Below are 19,370 nucleotides of genomic sequence, written 5' to 3'. Positions count from 1 at the left end.
GAAAGGTGAAAAGCACCCCGATGAGGGGAGTGAAAGAGACCTGAAACCGGATGCTTACAAGCAGTCGGAGCCTCCGGATGCGGCCTCGGTCGCGTCCGTGTGGTGACGGCGTACCTTTTGTATAATGGGTCCGCGAGTTAGTGTCGGCAGCAAGCTTAAGCCGCTAGGCGTAGGCGAAGCGAAAGCGAGTCTGAACAGGGCGTTCAGTTGCCGGTACTAGACCCGAAACCGGGTGATCTAGCCATGGCCAGGCTGAAGGTGGGGTAACACCCACTGGAGGGCCGAACCCACGCCTGTTGAAAAAGTCGGGGATGAGCTGTGGCTAGGGGTGAAAGGCCAATCAAACTCGGAAATAGCTGGTTCTCCGCGAAATCTATTGAGGTAGATCGTCGCGTGCTTCGCCCTGGGGGGTAGAGCACTGGATGGGCTAGGGGGCCCCAAAGGCTTACCAAACCTAACCAAACTCCGAATACCCAGGAGCGTGACCGCGGCAGACAGTCCCGGGGTGCTAAGGTCCCGGGTCGAGAGGGAAACAGCCCAGACCAACAGCTAAGGTCCCTAAGTCGTGGCTAAGTGGGAAAGCATGTGGGAAGGCCAAAACAACCAGGAGGTTGGCTTAGAAGCAGCCATCCTTTAAAGAAAGCGTAATAGCTCACTGGTCTAATAGCCATCCTGCGGCGAAAATGTAACGGGGCTCAAGCCACGCACCGAAGCTTTGGGCGCATCGCAAGATGCGCGGTAGCGGAGCGTTCCGTAGGCCTGCGAAGCGGGATCGTGAGGTCCCGTGGAGGTATCGGAAGTGCGAATGCGGACATGAGTAGCGACAAACAGGGCGAGAAACCCTGTCGCCGAAAGCCCAAGGGTTCCTGCGCAAGGTTAATCCGCGCAGGGTCAGCCGGCCCCTAAGACGAGGGCGAAAGCCGTAGTCGATGGAAACCAGGTCAACATTCCTGGGCCCGCCAGAAGTGACGAAGGTGAACCGTTGTGTCTCCTTACCGGATTGGGGGTGCAGCCGGATCCTTCCAGGAAACAGCTCTGGCATAGGACCGTACCCGAAACCGACACAGGTGGGCTGGTAGAGGATACCAAGGCGCTTGAGAGAACGATGCTGAAGGAACTAGGCAAATTGCCCGCGTAACTTCGGGATAAGCGGGACCTCCTTCCGGGCAACCGGGAGGGGGTGGCACAGACCAGGGGGTAGCGACTGTTTATCAAAAACACAGGGCTCTGCGAACTCGAGAGAGGACGTATAGGGTCTGACGCCTGCCCGGTGCCGGAAGGTTAAGAGGAGAGGTGCAAGCCTTGAATCGAAGCCCCGGTAAACGGCGGCCGTAACTATAACGGTCCTAAGGTAGCGAAATTCCTTGTCGGGTAAGTTCCGACCTGCACGAATGGCGTAACGACTTCCCCACTGTCTCCAGCATCGGCTCAGCGAAATTGAATTCCCCGTGAAGATGCGGGGTACCCGTGGTCAGACGGAAAGACCCTATGAACCTTTACTGCAACTTTGCACTGGCGTTAGAAGGGGACTGTGTAGGATAGGCGGGAGCCGATGAAGCAGGGGCGCCAGCTCCTGTGGAGGCGACCTTGAAATACCGCCCTGGCCTCTTTTGACGTCTAACCTCGACCAGTCATCCTGGTCAGGGACCGTGCATGGTGGGCAGTTTGACTGGGGCGGTCGCCTCCCAAAAGGTAACGGAGGCGCGCGATGGTGGGCTCAGGCCGGTCGGACATCGGCTGTTGAGTGCAAAGGCATAAGCCCGCCTGACTGCGAGAGTGACAGCTCGAGCAGAGACGAAAGTCGGCCTTAGTGATCCGGTGGTTCCGCGTGGAAGGGCCATCGCTCAACGGATAAAAGGTACTCTAGGGATAACAGGCTGATCTCCCCCAAGAGTCCACATCGACGGGGAGGTTTGGCACCTCGATGTCGGCTCATCGCATCCTGGGGCTGGAGCAGGTCCCAAGGGTTCGGCTGTTCGCCGATTAAAGCGGTACGTGAGCTGGGTTCAGAACGTCGTGAGACAGTTCGGTCCCTATCTGCCATGGGTGTCGGAGACTTGAGAGGACCTGTCCCTAGTACGAGAGGACCGGGATGGACGTACCTCTGGTGGACCGGTTGTCGCGCCAGCGGCACAGCCGGGTAGCTATGTACGGAAGGGATAACCGCTGAAAGCATCTAAGCGGGAAACCCGCCTCGAAACGAGGTCTCCCTGAAGAGCCGTGGAAGACGACCACGTCGATAGGCCGGGTGTGGACGTGTGGCAACACACGAAGCTGACCGGTACTAATCGCTCGTTCGGCTTGAGATCCGCGCCATGACGGGGCCTCCCCGTTATCCATGCGCAGCACGAAAGGCGGCTGCGGCCGGCCTCCATCATCACACACGCCACATCCGTCCCACCGCGCGAGTTCTCGCGCGGCGGGGCGGTCCGGATCCGACGACCTGGTGGCTATGGCGAGGGGCAAACACCCGATCCCATCCCGAACTCGGCCGTGAAAACCCTCAGCGCCAATGGTACTGCGTCTCAAGGCGCGGGAGAGTCGGTCGCTGCCAGGTCTTCCGATCCGGACCACAGAACCACCACAATGCCACCAGCACTTAGTCGCGGGGTGGAGCAGCCCGGTAGCTCGTCAGGCTCATAACCTGAAGGTCCCAGGTTCAAATCCTGGCCCCGCAACCATCTTCTCGAAGGGCTCGATCTGCCCGCCCCGGGAGAAAGCGCTGCGGCTCATGCGCGTTCCCGAGCCGCCAATCGCTGCCCGTAAGACGACCTGTTCCATCCGCGAAATTGTCTTCTGCCGAAGCTTCCGCCGAGCGGCTGGCCGACCGACTGCCACATGGCACCCGGAGACCGGGCGGAGGTGCTGCAGGCGAGTCTCTCTATCGTCGATCGGCCAGGCCATGGGTCGGGCGCGCCCGGGCGAACCCGTGACGAGGCGCCCAGCAAAGGCGCACTGGCCTCGTCAGCATGACGCCTGCATCTTCGTCTTGACAACGCCGCTGCCACCGGTCGGGAACTTCTCGAACAGCGCAGTGATCAGGCTCGGCGCCACCGCCGAGAGCATTCCGCACGATCCTTCGGAAACGGCGCGCGCCTCGAACACTGGCGCGGCGTCGGGGCTCGACGGCGGGCGGAAAACTACGGGCGGAAAACCAATAGCACCCCGCATCTTGTGAACACGCGTCTGGTCGCAACGCCGGTCGTGTAGCCGGTCACCCCATACTCACAAATCAGGGTCGTCGTGCTGCAATAGGTACCGATGTTTTCCAACCAGGAGACTGTGCCGAACAGCTCGCCGCTGTAGCCCGTGATCCCCCACTGCGGCCTTACGAACGCCTCCGCGACGTCGCGTCCAGCGTCCACGCGAAGGCCGACGAACGCCAGCAGTTTGGCGTGCGCAGGAGACGGGACGATCTCAAAGCCTTGGCGGCAAACTCGCGTTCTGCAAGGCCCACCCAAGCCTGGTGCTCAAGGGTGGGCCGTCCCTCGGCGGCAGCCGGCATGACGTGAACAGTCTCTCCGACTTGTGGCGCGAGAGGCTGACTGACGAACGCTTCGACGCGCGTCAGGACCGTCGGGGGCGCACGCGGTGAGGGTAAGGCTTGCAACGGAAAGTGCAACCAAGGGCATCGACTGCATCGATCGCTCCTCGCTATGCGCCGCGACGGTAACGCGCTATTGTTGCGGAATCAACACACACGGTTTCAGCAACCGCAGCAAACGCAACGTTCGGAAAGGACGGACCCGTCGAAGGACGTTGCGGCCGCCCTGCTGCAACGACGGCAGCCGCACGGGAGCTCACCGGACTCGGCGAAACCGGTCGTCAAGAGAAGGCGCGCGCTCCGGTTCAACACGCCAAGCGCGCCTCGACATGCTATCGGCGCGATGGCCGCATCGATCGCTCTTGCGTCGTCGCGTCTTGGCAGCGCCAGCGAATCGGGATGAGGATCTGGCGGAGGGGGTGGGATTCGAACCCACGGTACCGTTGCCGGTACTCCGGTTTTCGAGACCGGCCCAATCGACCGCTCTGGCACCCCTCCGGGCCGGCGCGCCTCCTACACGACACGCCGAGCACGCGCAACGGCCGCGGGTCCGACCAGCCGAGCCTGCGCCTCGGCCTCGTCGCCTCCCGCGCCTCCCGCCTACGGCGCCCCCTCACGGATAGTCGCACCGCTCGGCCGTCACGCTCACGAAGCCGCGTAGGTCAGCCTCCGACACGACGAAACGATGCTCCGTTCCGCCACGGATGACAGAGAAGGTGAGCGGCAGCTGCCCCGTCGTCTCCGTCAGCGCGCCTCCGGGCTGGATCGCCACGATCGTCACCGGCCGCCTCGGGTCGAACCATGCCTCGGGTGCGCCATCGGCCGCTCGCGCGGATTGGCCTTCGCCCGTGATGACGATGCCGCCGGCGAACGACACCGAGGTCCGGCCCGAACGGGTGAGTGGTGTTGCGAGCAGGAACCGGCGCGTCTCGAGCCCAGGCTCGCAGCGGCTGCCATCGGTCGCGTTCTCGAGCACGAGCCTCAGCCGCTCAGCCGCAAGCCCTTCCCTGAGCCTCTCCTGAACCCGCAGGAATAGCTCGCGGGCCGTTCCGGTCGGCACATCGCGGGCGTAGCGCGCCTCGCCCTCACGCACGCGATCCTCGGCTTGGCGCCGAAGCGCCTCGGCTTCGGCAAGCTTCTGCTCAAGCGCGGCAATGGCCCGCCGCTGCTCCGCGATCTCGCGCCTGAGCCCCTCCGTCTCGGCTTGGGCGAGCCGGCTGCCCGACTCGTAGGCGACCGCACCGAGGAGCAACAGGGCGCCGATGGTCGCGAGAAAGGCGACGATCCGTGCGCGCCTTCGCCGACGCTCGGCCCGGCGTGCTTCGCGCAACCCAAGGCTCATGGCGTCTCCCGGTTCCCCTGCCTCGCCTGTGGGACGGCTTCTAGCACCGGGCCGGCGCGAGCGGGACTGCGGCACCGAGACCGCACGGGACGCGAGCGGTCGGCCTCAGGCACACGCCCCGTCTGCCAGGCGCCCTGACGCCCCCTCTCCGCACCGTCCGTCGCACGGGCACGGCAGCGGTGCTGTCATCACCCAGCACAAGGAGGATCACGATGGCGGGCCCAGGGCAGTTCCCGGAACTGCGCAGCATCTCGCAGGCGAACCTCGCCCTGATCGAGGAGGGCGAGCGCCTGCTTCGCGCCTCCGAGGAGGTCAAGGACCCGGAGGCGCGTCAACACATGGTGGCCGCGGCGAAGCGTCTTCTCGAGATCGCCGGGCAGATCACGACGTCGATGACCGGATCGACCCGGTAGCCGCAGGGCCCCAGGCCGCGCCGTGCCCGACCCCGCCGGAGTCGATGCCGAGACGAGGGCGCTGCTCCTCGAGGCGGCGCGCAAGCGTGCCGAGGCCGAGCGGGCGGACGCCGAGCTCGAGGCGCGGGAGCGGGAACGCGAGAGCGCCGACCGTTCGGCGATCACCACCACGGTGATGACGGTCTTCGGCCTCGCCCTGCTCGGCTCGCTCGTCGTGCTTTTGCTCGCGGGACTGTTTAGCGGCAGGTGGGAGACGCTCGCCCCGAGTGTGACGGACATCCTCAAACCCGTCCTGCTGCCGATCCTGACGCTGGTGCTCGGCTACTACTTCGGGCGCGGCGGCAAGGGCTGAACGCGCGCTCGCACGCGCGCCCGCCCCTCTGGTGGCTCAGTGGCTGTGCCGGCTTTCGCCGCGTGTCTCGAGGATGTCGAGATAGAGGGTCGCGGGCTCGAGGCAGGCGCCGGTGCCGAGCTGGCCGACCATCGAGCGGTAGATCTCCTCCCAGGGCGTCTGGTTCTTCAACTTGGGCGGCGTCCAGGCGGCGCGTCGAGCGGCGAGTTCCTCCTCCGCGATGAGCACGTCGACGCGACGCGCGCGCAGGTCGAGCCGGATGCGATCGCCGGTGCGCAAAAGCGCGAGCCCCCCGCCCACCGCCGCCTCGGGCGAGACGTTGAGGATCGAGGGGCTGCCCGAGGTGCCACTCTGTCGCCCGTCGCCCATCGTGGGCAGCGCCGTCACGCCTTGTCTGATCAACGCCGCGGGGGGCTGCATGTTCACCACCTCTGCCGAGCCCGGATAGCCGACAGGCCCGCAGTTGCGGATCACGAGGATCGACCGCTCGTCGATGCCCAAGGACGGGTCGTCGATCCGCGCGTGGTAGTCCTCCGGCCCCTCGAACACGACCGCTCGCCCCTCGAAGATCTCGGGCGCGTCGGGGTTCGACAGGAAGCGGCGCCGGAACTCGGGGTCGATCACGCTCACCTTCATCACCGCGTTGTCGAACAGGTTGCCCGACAGCACGACGAACCCCGCTTTCTCCTTCAGCGGCGCCGAGAAGGGGCGGATCACCTCCCGGTCCGGCTCGGGAATGGACGCGAGAGCCTCGGCGACCGTCTTGCCAGTCGCGGTCATCGCGTCGCCATGCAGCCTGCCCGCGAGCAGGAGCTCGCGCATCACCGCCGGAACGCCGCCCGCGCGGTGGAACCGCTCGCCGAGGAAACGCCCCGCCGGCTGGCAATCGACAAGGAGCGGCAGGTCGGCGCCGATCCTCTGCCAGTCCTCGATCGTGAGCTCGACGCCCATGTGCCGCGCGATGGCGATGATGTGCGGCGGGCAGTTCGAGGAGGCGCCGATGGCAGAGGCGACGGCGATGGCATTCTCGAACGCCTTGCGCGTCATGATGTCGGAGGGGCGAAGGTTCTCTCGCACCATGCCGACGATCCGCCGCCCGGCCTCGTAGGCCGCCCAGCCGCGCTCGCGATAGGGCGCGGGGATGGCGGCCGAGCCCGGCAGCATCATGCCGAGCGCCTCGGCAAGGGAGTTCATCGAGAGCGCCGTGCCCATCGTGTTGCAGTGCCCGACCGAGGGGGCGGACGAGGCGGCGATCTGCATGAACTCCTCGGGCGTGATCTCTCCCTTCGCGAGCAGGCGTCGCGCCTCCCAGATCACCGTGCCGGACCCGGCGAGCCGCCCCTGCCACCAGCCGTCGAGCATCGGACCGCAGTTGAGCGCGATCGCCGGGATATTCACCGTCGCCGCCCCCATCAGGCAGGCGGGTGTGGTCTTGTCGCAGCCCGTCGTGAGGACCACGCCGTCGATCGGGTAGCCGTGCAGCACCTCGACCAGAGAGAGATAGGCGAGGTTGCGGTCGAGCGCCGCCGTGGGGCGCTTGCCGCTTTCCTGGATCGGGTGGATCGGGAACTCGAGCGGCACGCCGCCGGCATCGCGTATCCCGTCGCGCACCCGTGCCGCAAGGGTGACATGGTGGCGGTTGCAGGGTGCGAGGTCAGAGCCCGTCTGGGCGATGCCGATGATCGGCCGGCCCGACTGGAGCTCCTCCCGCGTCAGCCCGAAGTTCAGATAGCGCTCGAGATAGAGGGCGGTCATGCCTGGGTCGGACGGGTCGTCGAACCAGCGCCGTGACCTAAGCCGCCGCGACCCACCGTTGCCCTCCGCCATCTCGCTGTCTCCCTCCCCGTTGCGTCGCTCGAGGCTCTGCGGCCCGAAGCCCGACTGTCAACCGGCCGCGCCCTTCCAATCCCGGGCCCGCTCCCCTAATGACAGGCGCGCGGCAGGGCCCAAGCCGCCGCCGCCCCGGACGCCAAGGCCGAGATGACCGACACGCCGCTCTCCCGAATCCGCAATTTCGCGATCATCGCGCATATCGACCACGGCAAGTCCACCCTCGCCGACCGGCTGATCGAGGCCTGCGGCGCCCTCTCCGACCGCGAGATGAAGGACCAGGTGCTCGACAACATGGAGATCGAGCGCGAGCGGGGGATCACCATCAAGGCGCAGACGGTTCGCCTGACCTACCCGGCTAGGGACGGCAACACCTACGTCCTGAACCTGATGGATACGCCCGGGCATGTCGATTTCGCCTACGAGGTGAGCCGCTCGCTCGCCGCCTGCGAGGGCTCGCTGCTCGTCGTCGATGCCTCGCAGGGCGTGGAGGCGCAGACGCTCGCGAATGTCTACCAGGCGATCGAGGCCGGCCACGAGATCGTGCCGGTGCTTAACAAGATCGACCTGCCGGCGGCCGACCCGGACCGGGTGAAGGTGCAGATCGAGGAGGTGATCGGCCTGCCGGCGGACGACGCGGTGCTGATCAGCGCCAAGACGGGCCTCGGAATCGGCGAGGTGCTCGAGGCTCTGGTCGCACGCCTGCCGCCGCCGAAAGGGGACGCCGAAGCGCCGACCAAGGCCCTGCTGGTCGACAGCTGGTATGACTCCTACCTCGGCGTGGTGATCCTCGTGCGCGTCAAGGACGGTCGCCTCAGGCGCGGGCAGAGGATCCGGTTCATGGCCACCGGTGCGGTTCACACCGTCGAGGCGGTCGGCGTGTTCACGCCGAAGATGGTGACGGTCGACGACCTCGGCCCCGGCGAAATGGGCTACATCATCGCCGGCATCAAGACGGTGGCCGACTGCAGCGTCGGCGACACGATCACCGATGACCGCTCCCCCGCCGCCGAGCCGCTTCCGGGGTTCAAGCCCTCGGTTCCGGTTGTGTGGTGCGGCCTCTACCCGACCGACGCCGACGATTTCGAGAAGCTCCGTGAGAGCCTCGCCAAGCTCCGCCTCAACGACGCTTCGTTCCACTACGAGCCTGAAATATCCGCCGCCCTCGGCTTCGGCTTCCGCTGCGGTTTCCTGGGCCTTCTGCACCTCGAGATCGTGCAGGAGCGCCTTGCGCGCGAGTTCGGCCTCGACCTGATCGCCACCGCCCCCTCGGTCGTCTACCGCATCCATACGACCAGGGGCGAGGTGAAGGAGCTGCACAACCCTGCCGACATGCCTGACCCCTCGACGATCGACCACATCGAGGAGCCGTGGATTAAGGCGACGATCTTCGTCCCCGACGAGTATCTCGGCGGCGTGCTGACGCTCTGCAACGAACGCCGCGGCCAGCAGGTCGATCTCACCTATGTCGGCAACCGGGCGATGGCGGTCTATCGCCTGCCGCTGAACGAGGTCGTTTTCGACTTCTATGATCGCCTGAAGTCGATCAGCCGCGGCTATGCCTCCTTCGACTACGCGATGGACGGTTACGCCGAGAGCGACCTCGTGAAGATCTCGATCCTGGTCAATGGCGACCCGGTCGATGCGCTCGCCTTCATCGCGCACCGCAGCCAGGCGGAAAAGCGCGGCCGCGCCATCTGCGAGAAGCTCAAGGAGCTGATCCCGCGCCAGCTCTTCAAGATCGCCATCCAGGCGGCAATCGGCTCGCGCATCATCGCCCGCGAGACGATCGGGGCGCTCGCGAAGGATGTCACCGCCAAGTGTTACGGCGGCGACATCACCCGCAAGCGGAAGCTGCTCGAGAAGCAGAAGGAGGGCAAGAAGCGGATGCGCCAGTTCGGCAAGGTGGAGATCCCGCAGACGGCCTTCCTCGCCGCCCTGAAGATGGACGCCTGAGCGGACGCGACAGCGCGGCCCCCGCCTCTTTTATGGGCAGTTCCGCGCCAGCGGTTTGCCAGGAAGAGGATCAACGCTTAAGGATCGGGCGGGTTGCCCAAAACTGGGTCTGTTCGGGTCGGGCATGCCGCAGCGCAGGCGTGCACCGTGGCGGTTTTGGCCTTGGAACGCTGCTTGCAAGAGACGGCTGTGTCGAACCATCCGGGAGATCAGCATGACGCAGCCTGTGCTCACCCGCCGCGCCGCTCTTGCCGGCACCGCTGCCGTCGCCACCGCCTTTGCCGCGCCTGCCATTGCCCAGGCGCGCGAGGTGACGATCGCGCACCAGTACATGGTCGTGCCCTTCCGCGCCGCGATGGCCGCGCAGGAGGTCGAGCGCGCGACCGGCTACAAGATCAACTGGCGGCTGTTCACGGCCGGAGCCGAGGTGATCCGCGCGATGGCCGCCGGCGATGCGCGGATCGGCGAGGTCGGCTCCTCGCCGACCACGGCGGCGATCGCGCAGGGGCTCAACGTCGAGCTCATCTGGATCATCGCCGACATCGCCGAAGCCGAATCGCTCGTCGTCCGGAACGGCTCCGGCATCACCGCGCCGCAGGACCTGCGCGGCAAGCGCGTCGGCGTGCCGTTCGTCTCGACGACGCACTACCACCTGCTCTACGCTCTCGAGCAATTCGGCATCCCGGCCAACAGCCTGCGGATCCTGAACATGCGCCCGCCTGAGATCGCTGCCGCCTGGGAGCGCGGCGACATCGATGCCACCTTTATCTGGGAACCGACGCGGAGTGCAGTTCTGCGCACCGGCCGGGTGTTGATCTCCTCGGGCCAGCTCGCCGCCTGGGGGCGGCCGACCTTCGACGGCGTGATCGTCGACCGTGACTGGGCGCGCGCCAATGCCGAGTTCCTCACCGCCTACACCCGGATCATGGCGAAGTACGACGCCGAGTATGTCGCGAACCCAGGCCTCTGGGGCCCGGGCACCGAGCGCGCCGCCGTCACCGCGCGGATCACCGGCGCCCGGGTTGAGGACGTGCCGGGGATGATGCGCCTCTATCGGTTCATCCCCGCTGCTGAGCAGGCCTCCGCCCAATGGCTCGGCGGCGGAGCGGAGGGGGGCACGGTGCAGGCGATCCGCCACACCGCCGAGTTCCTCAAGGCTCAGGGTCGTATCCAGGCGGTGCCTGAGAACATCGCCCAACACGTCAGCCCGCGCTTCGCCGCCACCGCCGCAGGCTGAGGCGATGGGGGCGGTCTCGGTCGAGGGCCTCTCTGTCGTCTTCCCCCTCCCGGGGGGCGGGCGGCTCGTGGCGCTCGACCGGGTCGATCTCGCGATCCCCGAGGGCGGGTTCTGCGTCGCCCTCGGGGCGTCGGGCTGCGGCAAGACGACGCTTCTCAACTGCATCGCCGGTTTCACCGCTCCCTCCTCCGGCAGGATCACGGTCGGCGGCCGGGCGGTGCAGGCCCCGGGCGCCGACCGCGGCGTGGTGTTCCAGAAGCACGCGCTCCTGCCCTGGCTCAGCGTCTGGGAGAACGTCGCCTTCGGGCCGATGCTCGCGGGCGTGCCGCGCGCGCAGCGCCGCGCGCTCGCCGAGGAGAAGCTCGCCCTCGTCGGGCTTGCGGGCTTCGCTGACCGGGCCGTCTACACGCTCTCGGGCGGCCAGCAGCAGCGTGTGGGAATCGCCCGCGCGCTCGCTGCCGACCCCGAGGTGCTGCTGATGGACGAGCCGCTCGGCGCGCTCGATGCGCTGACGCGCGAGACGATGCAGGAGCTCCTGCTCGATGTCTGGGCCGCCTCCGGCAAGACCGTGTTCTTCATCACCCATGGCGTTGAGGAGGCGCTGTTCCTTGCGACCGAACTCGTGGTGATGAGCCCTGGGCCCGGGCGGATCGTGCGGCGGCTTAGCGTCGATTTCGGCCGACGCTATGTCGCGACGCGCGATGCGCGCGGCGTGAAGTCGGACCCTGGCTTCATCGGCTTGCGCGAGGAGGTGGCCACGATGGTGCGCGAGAGCGCCTACGCCGCGGCATGAGGCCCGCCTCTCCGCTTTCCGCTGTGGCCGAGGGCGCTGCCGCGCCCGACCGCCTGCGCGACGAGAATCGGCTCTCGGCCGACCAGGGTGGCGCCGTCGGGGCGGGCGCTGCGCCGGCGACGGCTCCGCTCGCCGCGGCGCGCTCCGCCTTCCCCGACCCGCGTCGGGCCACCTCGATCAGCGTGCTGACCGTGGTCGCGCTGCTGATCCTGTGGTGGGTGGCGACGGAGCGCGGCTGGATCGCCCCGCTCTTTCTGCCCTCGCCGATCGTCGTGGCGCGGCAGCTCGCGGCCGGCCTGTCGACGCCGATCGGCGATGCGACGCTCGTCGGTCATTCGGCTCTCAGCCTGTTCCGGGTGCTGAGCGCCTTCGCCCTCGCCTGCCTCACGGCGATCCCGATCGGCATCGGCATGGGTGTGTCGCGCGTCGTCCGCGGCGTGTTCGACCCGCCGATCGAGTTCTACCGGCCGCTGCCGCCGCTCGCTTATCTGCCGCTCGTCGTGATCTGGTTCGGGATCGACGAGGCGGCCAAGATCATCCTGATCTACCTCGCCTGCTTCGCCCCGCTTGCGCTCGCCGCGCGGTCGGGCGTGCGCAGCGCTACGCCGGAGCAGATCAATGCCGCTCTTTCGCTCGGCGCCACCCGGCTCCAGCTGATCCGGCATGTCATCCTGCCCGCCGCACTTCCCGAGATCCTCACCGGGATGCGGATCGCTCTCGGCTTCGGCTGGACGACGCTGGTCGCGGCCGAGATGGTGGCGGCGAATGTCGGGGTGGGGCAGATGGTGCTCAACGCCTCGCACTTTTTGCGCACCGACCTCGTGGTGATGGGCATCGTCGTGATCGCGCTGTTCGCCTACGGGTTCGATCTCGCGATGCGGCTCGCGGAGCGCCGTCTCGTTCCCTGGAAGGGCCGCGGCTGAAAGGCGGCCGGTCGAGAGCCCGGCCCGTCCAGGCTGCTTGACGGCGCTCGGCCGCGACGCCATAGAGGTGTCATCAGGGCAGCCCCTGCCGCACCGCCCCGCCCGGCGCGCGGGGTGACGCCGCTCCGCGAAGGCTCGCGCAGCGGCGCGTTCGTGTTTGGGGCCTGCCCGCGCGATGGAGCGACCATGTTCGACGCCCTTTCGGGCAGGCTGACCGGCATCCTCGACAGGCTTCGCCGACGCGGCGCCCTGTCCGAGGCCGATGTCGCCGAGGCGCTGCGCGAGGTGCGCGTCGCACTGCTCGAGGCCGATGTCGCGCTTCCCGTCGTGAGAAGCTTCATCGAGGATGTGCGCGCCAAGGCCGTGGGCGAGACGGTCCTGCGCTCGGTCACGCCCGGGCAGCAGGTGGTCAAGATCGTCCACGACGCTCTCGTGGCCATGCTCGGGCCCCCCGCACCCGGGATCGATCTCAACGCGCCCGCTCCGGTCGTCATCCTGATGCTCGGGCTTCAGGGCAGCGGCAAGACCACCTCGGCCGGCAAGATTGCGCTGAGGCTGCGGACGAAGGACCGCAAGCGCGTGCTGCTTGCTTCGCTCGACACCCAGCGCCCGGCGGCGATGGAGCAGCTCGCCACCCTCGCCGACCGTGCCGGGGTGATGAGCCTGCCAATCGTGCCCGGCCAAAAGCCCGTGGAGATCGCACGCCGTGCCCTCGGCGAGGCGCGCCAGGGCGGGTTCGACGTGCTCGTGCTCGACACGGCCGGGCGGCTTGCGATCGACGAGGCGCTGATGGCCGAGGTCGCCGAGGTCGCCGCGGTGGCGCGCCCGCACGAGAAGCTGCTCGTCGTCGATGCGATGACCGGCCAGGACGCGGTGACCGTCGCCCGAGCCTTCCACGAGAAGGTTGGCGTGACCGGAATCGTGATGACGCGCATGGATGGTGACGCGCGCGGCGGCGCGGCTCTGTCGATGCGCGCCGTCACCGGGGCGCCGATCCGTCTGATCGGGGTGGGGGAGAAGCTCGACGCGCTCGAGGACTTCCACCCCGAGCGTGTGGCGGGCCGGATCCTCGGCATGGGCGATGTCGTCTCGCTCGTCGAGAAGGCGGCGGCGACGATCGAGGCGGAGGAGGCGGAGAAGCTCGCCGCCAAGCTTCAGAAGGGGACGTTCGACCTCGAGGACTACCGCAAGCAGCTCGCCCAGATCACGAAGATGGGCAGCCTCCAGGGCCTGCTCGGCATGCTGCCCGGGGTGGCGAAGGTGAAGGCGCAGCTCGCCGAGGCGAAGCTCGACGACCGGATCCTCAAGCGCCAGCTCGCCATCATCGACAGCATGACGAAGGCCGAGCGACGCAAGCCCGAGATCATCAAGGCCTCGCGCAAGCGCCGGATAGCCGCCGGCGCGGGTGTGAAGGTCGAGGACGTGAACCGCCTTCTCAAGCAGTTCGACGACATGACGACGATGATGAAACGGATGCAGAAGCTGGGCCAGAAGGGCCTATTGCGCCACGGCCTCTTCGGCTTGATGCCCGGCGGCGGGTTCCCGGGCCTGCCGGGCGGGCGCCGCCCGTTCTGACACAAGGTGTTGACCTCGAAACGATACGGTCTCCGACGGAAGGAACAGACTGGATGAGCGTCAAGATCCGCCTCTCCCGCGCCGGCGCGAAGAAGCGCCCCTACTACCACATCGTGGTGGCCGACAGCCGGAGCCCGCGCGACGGGCGCTTCATCGAGAAGGTCGGCGCCTACAACCCGATGCTGCCCGCAGATCACGCCGACCGGGTGAAGCTCCAGCCGGAGAAGATCAAGGCCTGGCTCGGCAAGGGGGCGCAGGTGACGGATCGGGTCGAGCGCTTCCTCGTCAAGGCCGGGCTGATCCCCGAGCGGCCGCGGCCGGCGCAGACCAAGCAGCACCTGCCGAAGAAGAAGGCGCAGGAACGCGCCGCCGCCGCCGGCTGAAGCACCGAGCGAGCCGACCGCCCGCCATGTCCTCTCCCCGCGTGCTCCTCGGCGTGATCGGGCGCCCGCATGGCGTGCGCGGGCTTGTGCGCGTCCAAAGCTTCACGGCCGACCCGGCGGCGATCGCGCGCTACGGGCCGCTGACCGACGAGACGGGCGCGCGCTCGTTCCGGCTCGAGATCGTCACGCCCGGAGCGATGCCGGTGGTGCGGATCGAGGGCGTGACGGACCGGGATGCGGCGGCGCGGCTCACCGGCACGCGGCTCCATGTCGAGCGCTCGGCCCTGCCGGCTCCCGGGGAGGACGAGTACTATCTCACTGATCTGATCGGCTGCGCAGCGGTGGACGAGAGCGGGAAGGCCCTTGGAACCGTCGCCGAGGTGCAGGACCATGGCGCCGGGGCCTTCCTCGAGATCGCGCGCGAGGGCCGCCCGGCACTTCTCGTTCCCTTCACGCGTGCCGCCGTGCCGGTGGTCGATCTCGCCGCGCGCCTGCTCGTCATCTCTCCGCCCGTGGAGACGATCGTTCCGCCCTCGCCAGGCAGCGCTCGGGCCGAGGAGATGGAAGGGGCGGCGGCATGAGCTGGACCGCGCGTGTCCTCACCCTGTTCCCGGAGATGTTCCCGGGCCCCTTGGGCCACTCGCTCGCTGGCCGGGCGCTCAAGCGCGGCGACTGGGCGCTCGAGCCGATCGATCTTCGGTACTTCGCGACCGACAGGCATCGTTCCGTCGACGATGCGCCGTTCGGCGGCGGCGCGGGCATGGTGATGCGGGCGGATGTGATCGACGCCGCGCTCGAGGCCAAGTCCCTGCCCGACGCCCCCCAGATCGTGCTCACCCCACGGGGGAGGCCGCTGACGCAGCGGAGGGTGGCCGAGCTCGCCGCAGGCCCGGGCGTGGTTCTCGTCTGCGGCCGCTACGAGGGGATCGACCAGAGGGTGATTGAGGCGCGCGGGCTCGAGGAGATCTCGATCGGCGACTACGTGCTCTCGGGCGGCGAGCCCGCGGCGATGGTTCTGCTCGACGCCTGTGTGCGGCTTCTGCCTGGGGTGATGGGAGCGGCGGAGAGCGTGCTCGAGGAGAGCTTCTCGCAGGGCCTCCTAGAGTATCCGCACTACACGCGGCCGGCCCTGTGGAAGGGGCGTGCGGTGCCGGAGGTGCTGATCAGCGGCAACCATGCCGAGATCGCCGCCTGGCGACGCCGCGAGGCCGAGCGGATCACGCGCGAGCGGCGCCCCGATCTCTGGGCCGCCTACCGAGCGCTGGCTGAGGCCGCGCCGACCGCATGAGAGATGAGCGCCGCGCGGGGTTTCCCGCGCGGCCGCGAGGTGAGAAGGAGACTGGCGATGAACATCCTGCAACAGATCGAGGCCGAGCAGGTCGCGAAGCTCGCGGCCCAGCGACCGATCCCCGCCTTCGGCCCGGGCGATACGGTGCGCGTGGCGGTGAAGGTGATCGAGGGCGAACGCACGCGCCTGCAGGCGTTCGAGGGCGTGTGCATCGCCCGCAAGAATGCCGGCATCAACTCGAACTTCACCGTGCGTAAGATCAGCTACGGCGAGGGGGTGGAGCGCGTCTTCCCGCTCTATTCGCCGAACATCGCCGAGATCAAGGTGGTGCGCCGGGGCGATGTGCGTCGGGCGAAGCTCTATTACCTGCGCGGCCGCACGGGCAAGGCGGCCCGCATCGCCGAGAAGATGGGGCTTGCGAGCACGGGCAAGGCCACCGCCGCCGAGGCACCAGCCGAAGCCGAGCAGGGCTGAGCCGGAAGGGGATCGGAACGGGAGAGAGAGGCGATGGCAGAGAAGCGTCCGCGCACGCTGTTCGACAAGATCTGGGACAGCCACGTCGTGGAACGGCTGCCGGACGGCACCTGCCTCCTCTACATCGACCGCCACCTCGTGCATGAGGTGACGAGCCCGCAGGCCTTCGAGGGCCTGCGCCTCGCCGGGCGGAAGGTGCGCCGCCCCGAGGCGACCTTCGCGGTGGCAGACCACAACGTTCCGACCTCCGATCGCCGCGCCGGGATCGCCGAACCCGAAAGCCGGCTCCAGGTCGAGACGCTCGAGCGGAATGTCGCCGAGTTCGGCATCCACTACTTCCCGCTGCTCGATGCACGCCAGGGCATCGTCCACATCGTCGGGCCGGAGCAGGGGATCTCCCAGCCCGGCATGACAATCGTCTGCGGCGACAGCCACACCTCGACGCATGGCGCGCTCGGCGCGCTTGCTTTCGGCATCGGCACCTCAGAGGTCGAGCACGTGCTCGCCACCCAGACGCTTCTGCAGAAGCCGGCGAAGAACATGCTCGTGCGCGTCGACGGCACGCTCCCCTTCGGCTGCACGGCGAAGGACATCATCCTCGCCATCATCGGCCGGATCGGCACGGCGGGCGGAACGGGCCATGTGATCGAGTATGCCGGGGAGGTGATCCGGTCGCTCGACATGGCCGGGCGGATGACGATCTGCAACATGTCGATCGAGGCCGGCGCACGTGCCGGGCTGATCGCCCCCGACGAGACCACCTTCGCCTACCTCAAGGGCCGCCCCTACGCGCCGAAGGGCGAGGCGTGGGAGCGTGCGCTCGCCTGGTGGAAGACGCTCCCCTCGGACGAGGGCGCAGCCTACGACACCACCGTCACGCTTGACGCCGCCGCGATCGTTCCGCTCGTGACCTGGGGAACGAGCCCGGAGGACGTGGTTCCCGTCACCGGTGCGGTGCCCGACCCGGCGGATGAGCCGACCGAGGCGCGTCGGGCGGCGAAGCAGCGGATGCTCGACTACATGGGCCTCACGCCCGGGCAGAGGATGCAGGACATCCCGATCGACGTGGTGTTCATCGGCTCCTGCACGAACGGGAGGATCGAAGACATCCGCGCCGCCGCGGCGGTCGCGAAGGGGCGGAAGGTCGCGCCAGGGGTGCGGGCGATGGTCGTCCCGGGGTCCGGCCTCGTGAAGCAGGCGGCCGAGGCGGAGGGGCTTGATCGCGTGCTGATCGAGGCGGGCTTCGAGTGGCGGGAACCGGGCTGCTCGATGTGCCTCGGCATGAACCCCGATCAGCTCAAGCCCGGCCAGCGCTGTGCGTCGACCTCGAACCGGAATTTCGAGGGCCGCCAGGGGCCGGGCGGGAGGACGCACCTGATGAGCCCGGCGATGGCCGCGGCCGCTGCCGTCACCGGGCGGCTCACGGACGTGCGCGAGTTCGCGCGCTGAAGGGACGAACGGGGATGCAGCCTTTCACGACGCTCACCGGCATCGCCGCGCCGCTGCCCTTGCCGAACATCGACACCGACAAGATCATCCCCGCGCGCTTCCTCAAGACGATCCGGCGCACGGGGCTCGGGAAGAACCTGTTCGATGCGCTCCGCTACAACCCGGACGGCAGCGAGCGGCCGGACTTCATCCTCAACCGCGAGCCGTATCGACGCGCCGAGATCCTGATCGCTGGGCCCAATTTCGGCTGCGGCTCGTCGCGCGAGCACGCGCCCTGGGCGCTGCTCGATTTCGGCATACGTTGCGTGATCGCGCCCGACTTCGCCGACATCTTCTTCAACAACTGTTTCAAGAACGGCATTCTGCCGATCAAGCTGCCGCAGGAGTTGTGCGACGTGCTCGTGGCCGATGCGTCGCTCGGCGCGAATGCGCGGCTGACGGTCGATCTCGAGCGGCAGGTGATCGTCCGTCCCAACGGGGAGGAAATCCGCTTCGAGGTCGATCCGTTCCGGCGCCATTGTCTTCTCAACGGTCTCGACGACATCGGCCAGACGTTGGCCCACGCCGCGGCGATCGACGCCTTCGAGGCAAGGCGGCGGATGGAACAGCCCTGGCTGTGACAGGGACGGCCCGTCCGCGCCGGGGCGTGGATCGGGCGTGAAGCGGGGATGGCTCTGATGGCATCGAACAAGAAGCTTCTGATCCTGCCAGGGGATGGCATCGGGCCTGAGGTGATGCGCGAGGTGAGGCGCGTCATCGACTGGATGGACCGTCGCCGCGCGGTGCGCTTCGACATCGAGGAGGCGCTGGTCGGCGGGGCGGCGATCGACGTCCACGGCGTGCCGATCTCCGCGGAGACGGTGGCGAAGGCGAAGGCGGCGGATGCGGTTCTGTTCGGTGCGGTCGGTGGGCCGAAATGGGACGGCCTCGGCTTCGACAGGCGGCCTGAGCTCGCGATTCTGACGCTTCGCCGCGAACTCGGCCTGTTCGCCAACCTTCGCCCCGCGACCGTGCTCGACCCGCTCGTCGATGCCTCGACCCTTAAGCCCGAGGTGGTGCGCGGCCTCGACATCATGATTGTGCGCGAGAGCACGGGCGGGATCTATTTCGGCGAACCGCGCGGCATTGAGTCCCTGCCCGACGGCACGAAGAAGGGCGTCAACACCGAGGTCTACACGACGCCGGAGATCGAACGCGTCGCCCGCGTGGCGTTCGAGCTCGCGCGCAGGCGCCAGGGGCGGGTGTGCTCCGTCGAGAAGGCGAACGTGATGGAGAGCGGCCTCTTGTGGCGGCAGACCGTCACCGCCCTGCGCGAGCGCGAGTTCCCCGATGTCGAGCTCACCCACATGTATGCCGACAACTGCGCGATGCAGCTCGTGCGCAACCCGCGCCAGTTCGACGTGATCGTGACCACGAACCTCTTCGGCGACCTGTTGTCCGACCTTGCCTCGATGCTGACGGGCTCGCTCGGCATGCTGCCCTCGGCCACGCTCGGCGGGCTCGGGCCCGATGGGCGCCGGCATGCGCTCTACGAGCCGATCCACGGTTCCGCGCCCGACATCGCGGGCAAGGGGGTCGCCAACCCGATGGCGCAGATTCTCTCCTTCGCCATGCTGCTCCGTTTCAGCTTCGACATGACGGAGGACGCCGCCCTGATCGAGCGCGCCTGCACCAACGTGCTCGCGAGCGGGCTGCGCACGGCCGACATCATGCAGCCCGGCATGGCGCGTGTCTCGACCCAGGTGATGGGCGAGGCGGTGACGCGGGAGCTCGACAAGCTCGCGGCCTGAGCGTGCGCCACAGGCGCGGCA

16 protein-coding genes, 2 tRNA genes and 2 rRNA genes (1 of these 20 running past the window's edge) are annotated in these 19,370 nt (G+C 68.0%); 17 read left to right on the top strand and 3 right to left on the bottom strand.

Annotated features, from left to right (window positions below):
* The 3 genes from KO353_RS04580 to KO353_RS04570 all read left to right on the top strand — a co-directional run.
* A 23S ribosomal RNA gene (locus KO353_RS04580) occupies nt 1-2,309 on the top strand (it extends 450 nt beyond the left edge of the window).
* A gap of 133 nt (nt 2,310-2,442) precedes the next feature.
* A 5S ribosomal RNA gene (gene rrf, locus KO353_RS04575) occupies nt 2,443-2,557 on the top strand.
* Between the two features lie 47 nt (nt 2,558-2,604).
* Nucleotides 2,605-2,681: transfer RNA gene (locus KO353_RS04570), tRNA-Met, on the top strand.
* A 1,271-nt stretch (nt 2,682-3,952) separates the two neighbouring features.
* Here the strand turns inward: KO353_RS04570 and KO353_RS04565 are convergent.
* Both KO353_RS04565 and KO353_RS04560 read right to left on the bottom strand, forming a co-directional pair.
* A tRNA-Ser gene (locus tag KO353_RS04565) sits at nt 3,953-4,042 on the bottom strand.
* 115 nt (nt 4,043-4,157) lie between these two features.
* Nucleotides 4,158-4,886 (bottom strand): DUF3450 domain-containing protein, encoded by a 729-nt coding sequence (locus KO353_RS04560; protein WP_218286561.1) that lies wholly within the window; start codon nt 4,884-4,886, stop codon nt 4,158-4,160.
* Nucleotides 4,887-5,098: 212 nt separating this feature from the next.
* Here KO353_RS04560 and KO353_RS04555 point away from each other — a divergent pair, with 212 nt between their 5' ends.
* Both KO353_RS04555 and KO353_RS04550 read left to right on the top strand, forming a co-directional pair.
* Nucleotides 5,099-5,299: a hypothetical protein gene (locus tag KO353_RS04555; protein WP_218286560.1), complete on the top strand. Its 201-nt coding sequence runs from the start codon at nt 5,099-5,101 to the stop codon at nt 5,297-5,299.
* Between the two features lie 22 nt (nt 5,300-5,321).
* Nucleotides 5,322-5,651, top strand: coding sequence for a hypothetical protein (locus tag KO353_RS04550; protein WP_218286559.1), 330 nt, complete (start codon nt 5,322-5,324; stop codon nt 5,649-5,651).
* A gap of 36 nt (nt 5,652-5,687) precedes the next feature.
* Here the strand turns inward: KO353_RS04550 and KO353_RS04545 are convergent, their stop codons facing one another.
* Entirely contained in the window at nt 5,688-7,478 is a 1,791-nt protein-coding gene (locus KO353_RS04545; RefSeq protein ID WP_218286558.1) for an IlvD/Edd family dehydratase, read from the bottom strand.
* A 153-nt stretch (nt 7,479-7,631) separates the two neighbouring features.
* Between KO353_RS04545 and lepA the strand changes: the two genes are divergently transcribed.
* The 12 genes from lepA (at nt 7,632) to leuB (ending at nt 19,349) form a co-directional block, all read left to right on the top strand.
* Nucleotides 7,632-9,437: a translation elongation factor 4 gene (gene lepA / locus KO353_RS04540; RefSeq protein ID WP_218286557.1), complete on the top strand. Its 1,806-nt coding sequence runs from the start codon at nt 7,632-7,634 to the stop codon at nt 9,435-9,437.
* 214 nt (nt 9,438-9,651) lie between these two features.
* A complete protein-coding gene (gene tauA / locus KO353_RS04535; protein WP_218286556.1) occupies nt 9,652-10,674 on the top strand; it encodes a taurine ABC transporter substrate-binding protein in 1,023 nt (340 codons plus the stop codon).
* A gap of 4 nt (nt 10,675-10,678) precedes the next feature.
* Nucleotides 10,679-11,467, top strand: coding sequence for a taurine ABC transporter ATP-binding protein (locus tag KO353_RS04530; RefSeq protein ID WP_218286555.1), 789 nt, complete (start codon nt 10,679-10,681; stop codon nt 11,465-11,467).
* Complete coding sequence (locus KO353_RS04525; protein ID WP_218286554.1) at nt 11,464-12,390, top strand: ABC transporter permease subunit; 927 nt, start codon at nt 11,464-11,466, stop codon at nt 12,388-12,390. Before KO353_RS04530 ends, KO353_RS04525 begins: the two co-directional genes overlap by 4 nt.
* 186 nt (nt 12,391-12,576) lie before the next feature.
* A complete protein-coding gene (gene ffh / locus KO353_RS04520; RefSeq protein ID WP_218286553.1) occupies nt 12,577-13,965 on the top strand; it encodes a signal recognition particle protein in 1,389 nt (462 codons plus the stop codon).
* A gap of 53 nt (nt 13,966-14,018) precedes the next feature.
* Nucleotides 14,019-14,348, top strand: a complete 330-nt coding sequence (gene rpsP, locus KO353_RS04515; protein ID WP_218286552.1) for a 30S ribosomal protein S16 — start codon at nt 14,019-14,021, stop codon at nt 14,346-14,348.
* Between the two features lie 26 nt (nt 14,349-14,374).
* On the top strand, nt 14,375-14,929 hold the full coding sequence (gene rimM, locus KO353_RS04510; RefSeq protein WP_218286551.1) for a ribosome maturation factor RimM: 555 nt from the start codon (nt 14,375-14,377) through the stop codon (nt 14,927-14,929).
* Nucleotides 14,926-15,636, top strand: coding sequence for a tRNA (guanosine(37)-N1)-methyltransferase TrmD (trmD, locus tag KO353_RS04505; RefSeq protein ID WP_218286550.1), 711 nt, complete (start codon nt 14,926-14,928; stop codon nt 15,634-15,636). Before rimM ends, trmD begins: the two co-directional genes overlap by 4 nt.
* 57 nt (nt 15,637-15,693) lie before the next feature.
* Nucleotides 15,694-16,110: a 50S ribosomal protein L19 gene (rplS, locus tag KO353_RS04500; protein WP_218286549.1), complete on the top strand. Its 417-nt coding sequence runs from the start codon at nt 15,694-15,696 to the stop codon at nt 16,108-16,110.
* Nucleotides 16,111-16,143: 33 nt separating this feature from the next.
* Nucleotides 16,144-17,559 carry a 3-isopropylmalate dehydratase large subunit gene (gene leuC / locus KO353_RS04495; protein WP_218286548.1) on the top strand — a complete coding sequence of 472 codons (1,416 nt, stop codon included), beginning with the start codon at nt 16,144-16,146 and terminating at the stop codon, nt 17,557-17,559.
* Between the two features lie 14 nt (nt 17,560-17,573).
* A complete protein-coding gene (leuD, locus tag KO353_RS04490) occupies nt 17,574-18,179 on the top strand; it encodes a 3-isopropylmalate dehydratase small subunit (RefSeq protein ID WP_218286547.1) in 606 nt (201 codons plus the stop codon).
* 57 nt (nt 18,180-18,236) lie between these two features.
* Nucleotides 18,237-19,349, top strand: a complete 1,113-nt coding sequence (leuB, locus tag KO353_RS04485; RefSeq protein ID WP_218286546.1) for a 3-isopropylmalate dehydrogenase — start codon at nt 18,237-18,239, stop codon at nt 19,347-19,349.
* Nucleotides 19,350-19,370 lie beyond the last annotated feature (21 nt).

The organism is Elioraea tepida (genome assembly GCF_019203965.1).
GTDB lineage: Bacteria > Pseudomonadota > Alphaproteobacteria > Acetobacterales > Acetobacteraceae > Elioraea_A > Elioraea_A tepida.
The sequence above is the reverse complement of the archived record's forward strand: the minus strand, read 5'-3'. Positions and strand labels throughout refer to the sequence as shown.

What these genes read in the sequence shown, in the direction of transcription:
- KO353_RS04560 (WP_218286561.1), bottom strand. Translation starts at nt 4,886, where the DNA reads ATGAGCCTTGGGTTGCGCGAAGCACGCCGGGCCGAGCGTCGGCGAAGG.
- KO353_RS04555 (WP_218286560.1), top strand. Translation starts at nt 5,099, where the DNA reads ATGGCGGGCCCAGGGCAGTTCCCGGAACTGCGCAGCATCTCGCAGGCG.
- KO353_RS04545 (WP_218286558.1), bottom strand. Translation starts at nt 7,478, where the DNA reads ATGGCGGAGGGCAACGGTGGGTCGCGGCGGCTTAGGTCACGGCGCTGG.
- lepA (WP_218286557.1), top strand. Translation starts at nt 7,632, where the DNA reads ATGACCGACACGCCGCTCTCCCGAATCCGCAATTTCGCGATCATCGCG.
- tauA (WP_218286556.1), top strand. Translation starts at nt 9,652, where the DNA reads ATGACGCAGCCTGTGCTCACCCGCCGCGCCGCTCTTGCCGGCACCGCT.
- KO353_RS04530 (WP_218286555.1), top strand. Translation starts at nt 10,679, where the DNA reads ATGGGGGCGGTCTCGGTCGAGGGCCTCTCTGTCGTCTTCCCCCTCCCG.
- KO353_RS04525 (WP_218286554.1), top strand. Translation starts at nt 11,464, where the DNA reads ATGAGGCCCGCCTCTCCGCTTTCCGCTGTGGCCGAGGGCGCTGCCGCG.
- ffh (WP_218286553.1), top strand. Translation starts at nt 12,577, where the DNA reads ATGTTCGACGCCCTTTCGGGCAGGCTGACCGGCATCCTCGACAGGCTT.
- rpsP (WP_218286552.1), top strand. Translation starts at nt 14,019, where the DNA reads ATGAGCGTCAAGATCCGCCTCTCCCGCGCCGGCGCGAAGAAGCGCCCC.
- rimM (WP_218286551.1), top strand. Translation starts at nt 14,375, where the DNA reads ATGTCCTCTCCCCGCGTGCTCCTCGGCGTGATCGGGCGCCCGCATGGC.
- trmD (WP_218286550.1), top strand. Translation starts at nt 14,926, where the DNA reads ATGAGCTGGACCGCGCGTGTCCTCACCCTGTTCCCGGAGATGTTCCCG.
- rplS (WP_218286549.1), top strand. Translation starts at nt 15,694, where the DNA reads ATGAACATCCTGCAACAGATCGAGGCCGAGCAGGTCGCGAAGCTCGCG.
- leuC (WP_218286548.1), top strand. Translation starts at nt 16,144, where the DNA reads ATGGCAGAGAAGCGTCCGCGCACGCTGTTCGACAAGATCTGGGACAGC.
- leuD (WP_218286547.1), top strand. Translation starts at nt 17,574, where the DNA reads ATGCAGCCTTTCACGACGCTCACCGGCATCGCCGCGCCGCTGCCCTTG.
- leuB (WP_218286546.1), top strand. Translation starts at nt 18,237, where the DNA reads ATGGCATCGAACAAGAAGCTTCTGATCCTGCCAGGGGATGGCATCGGG.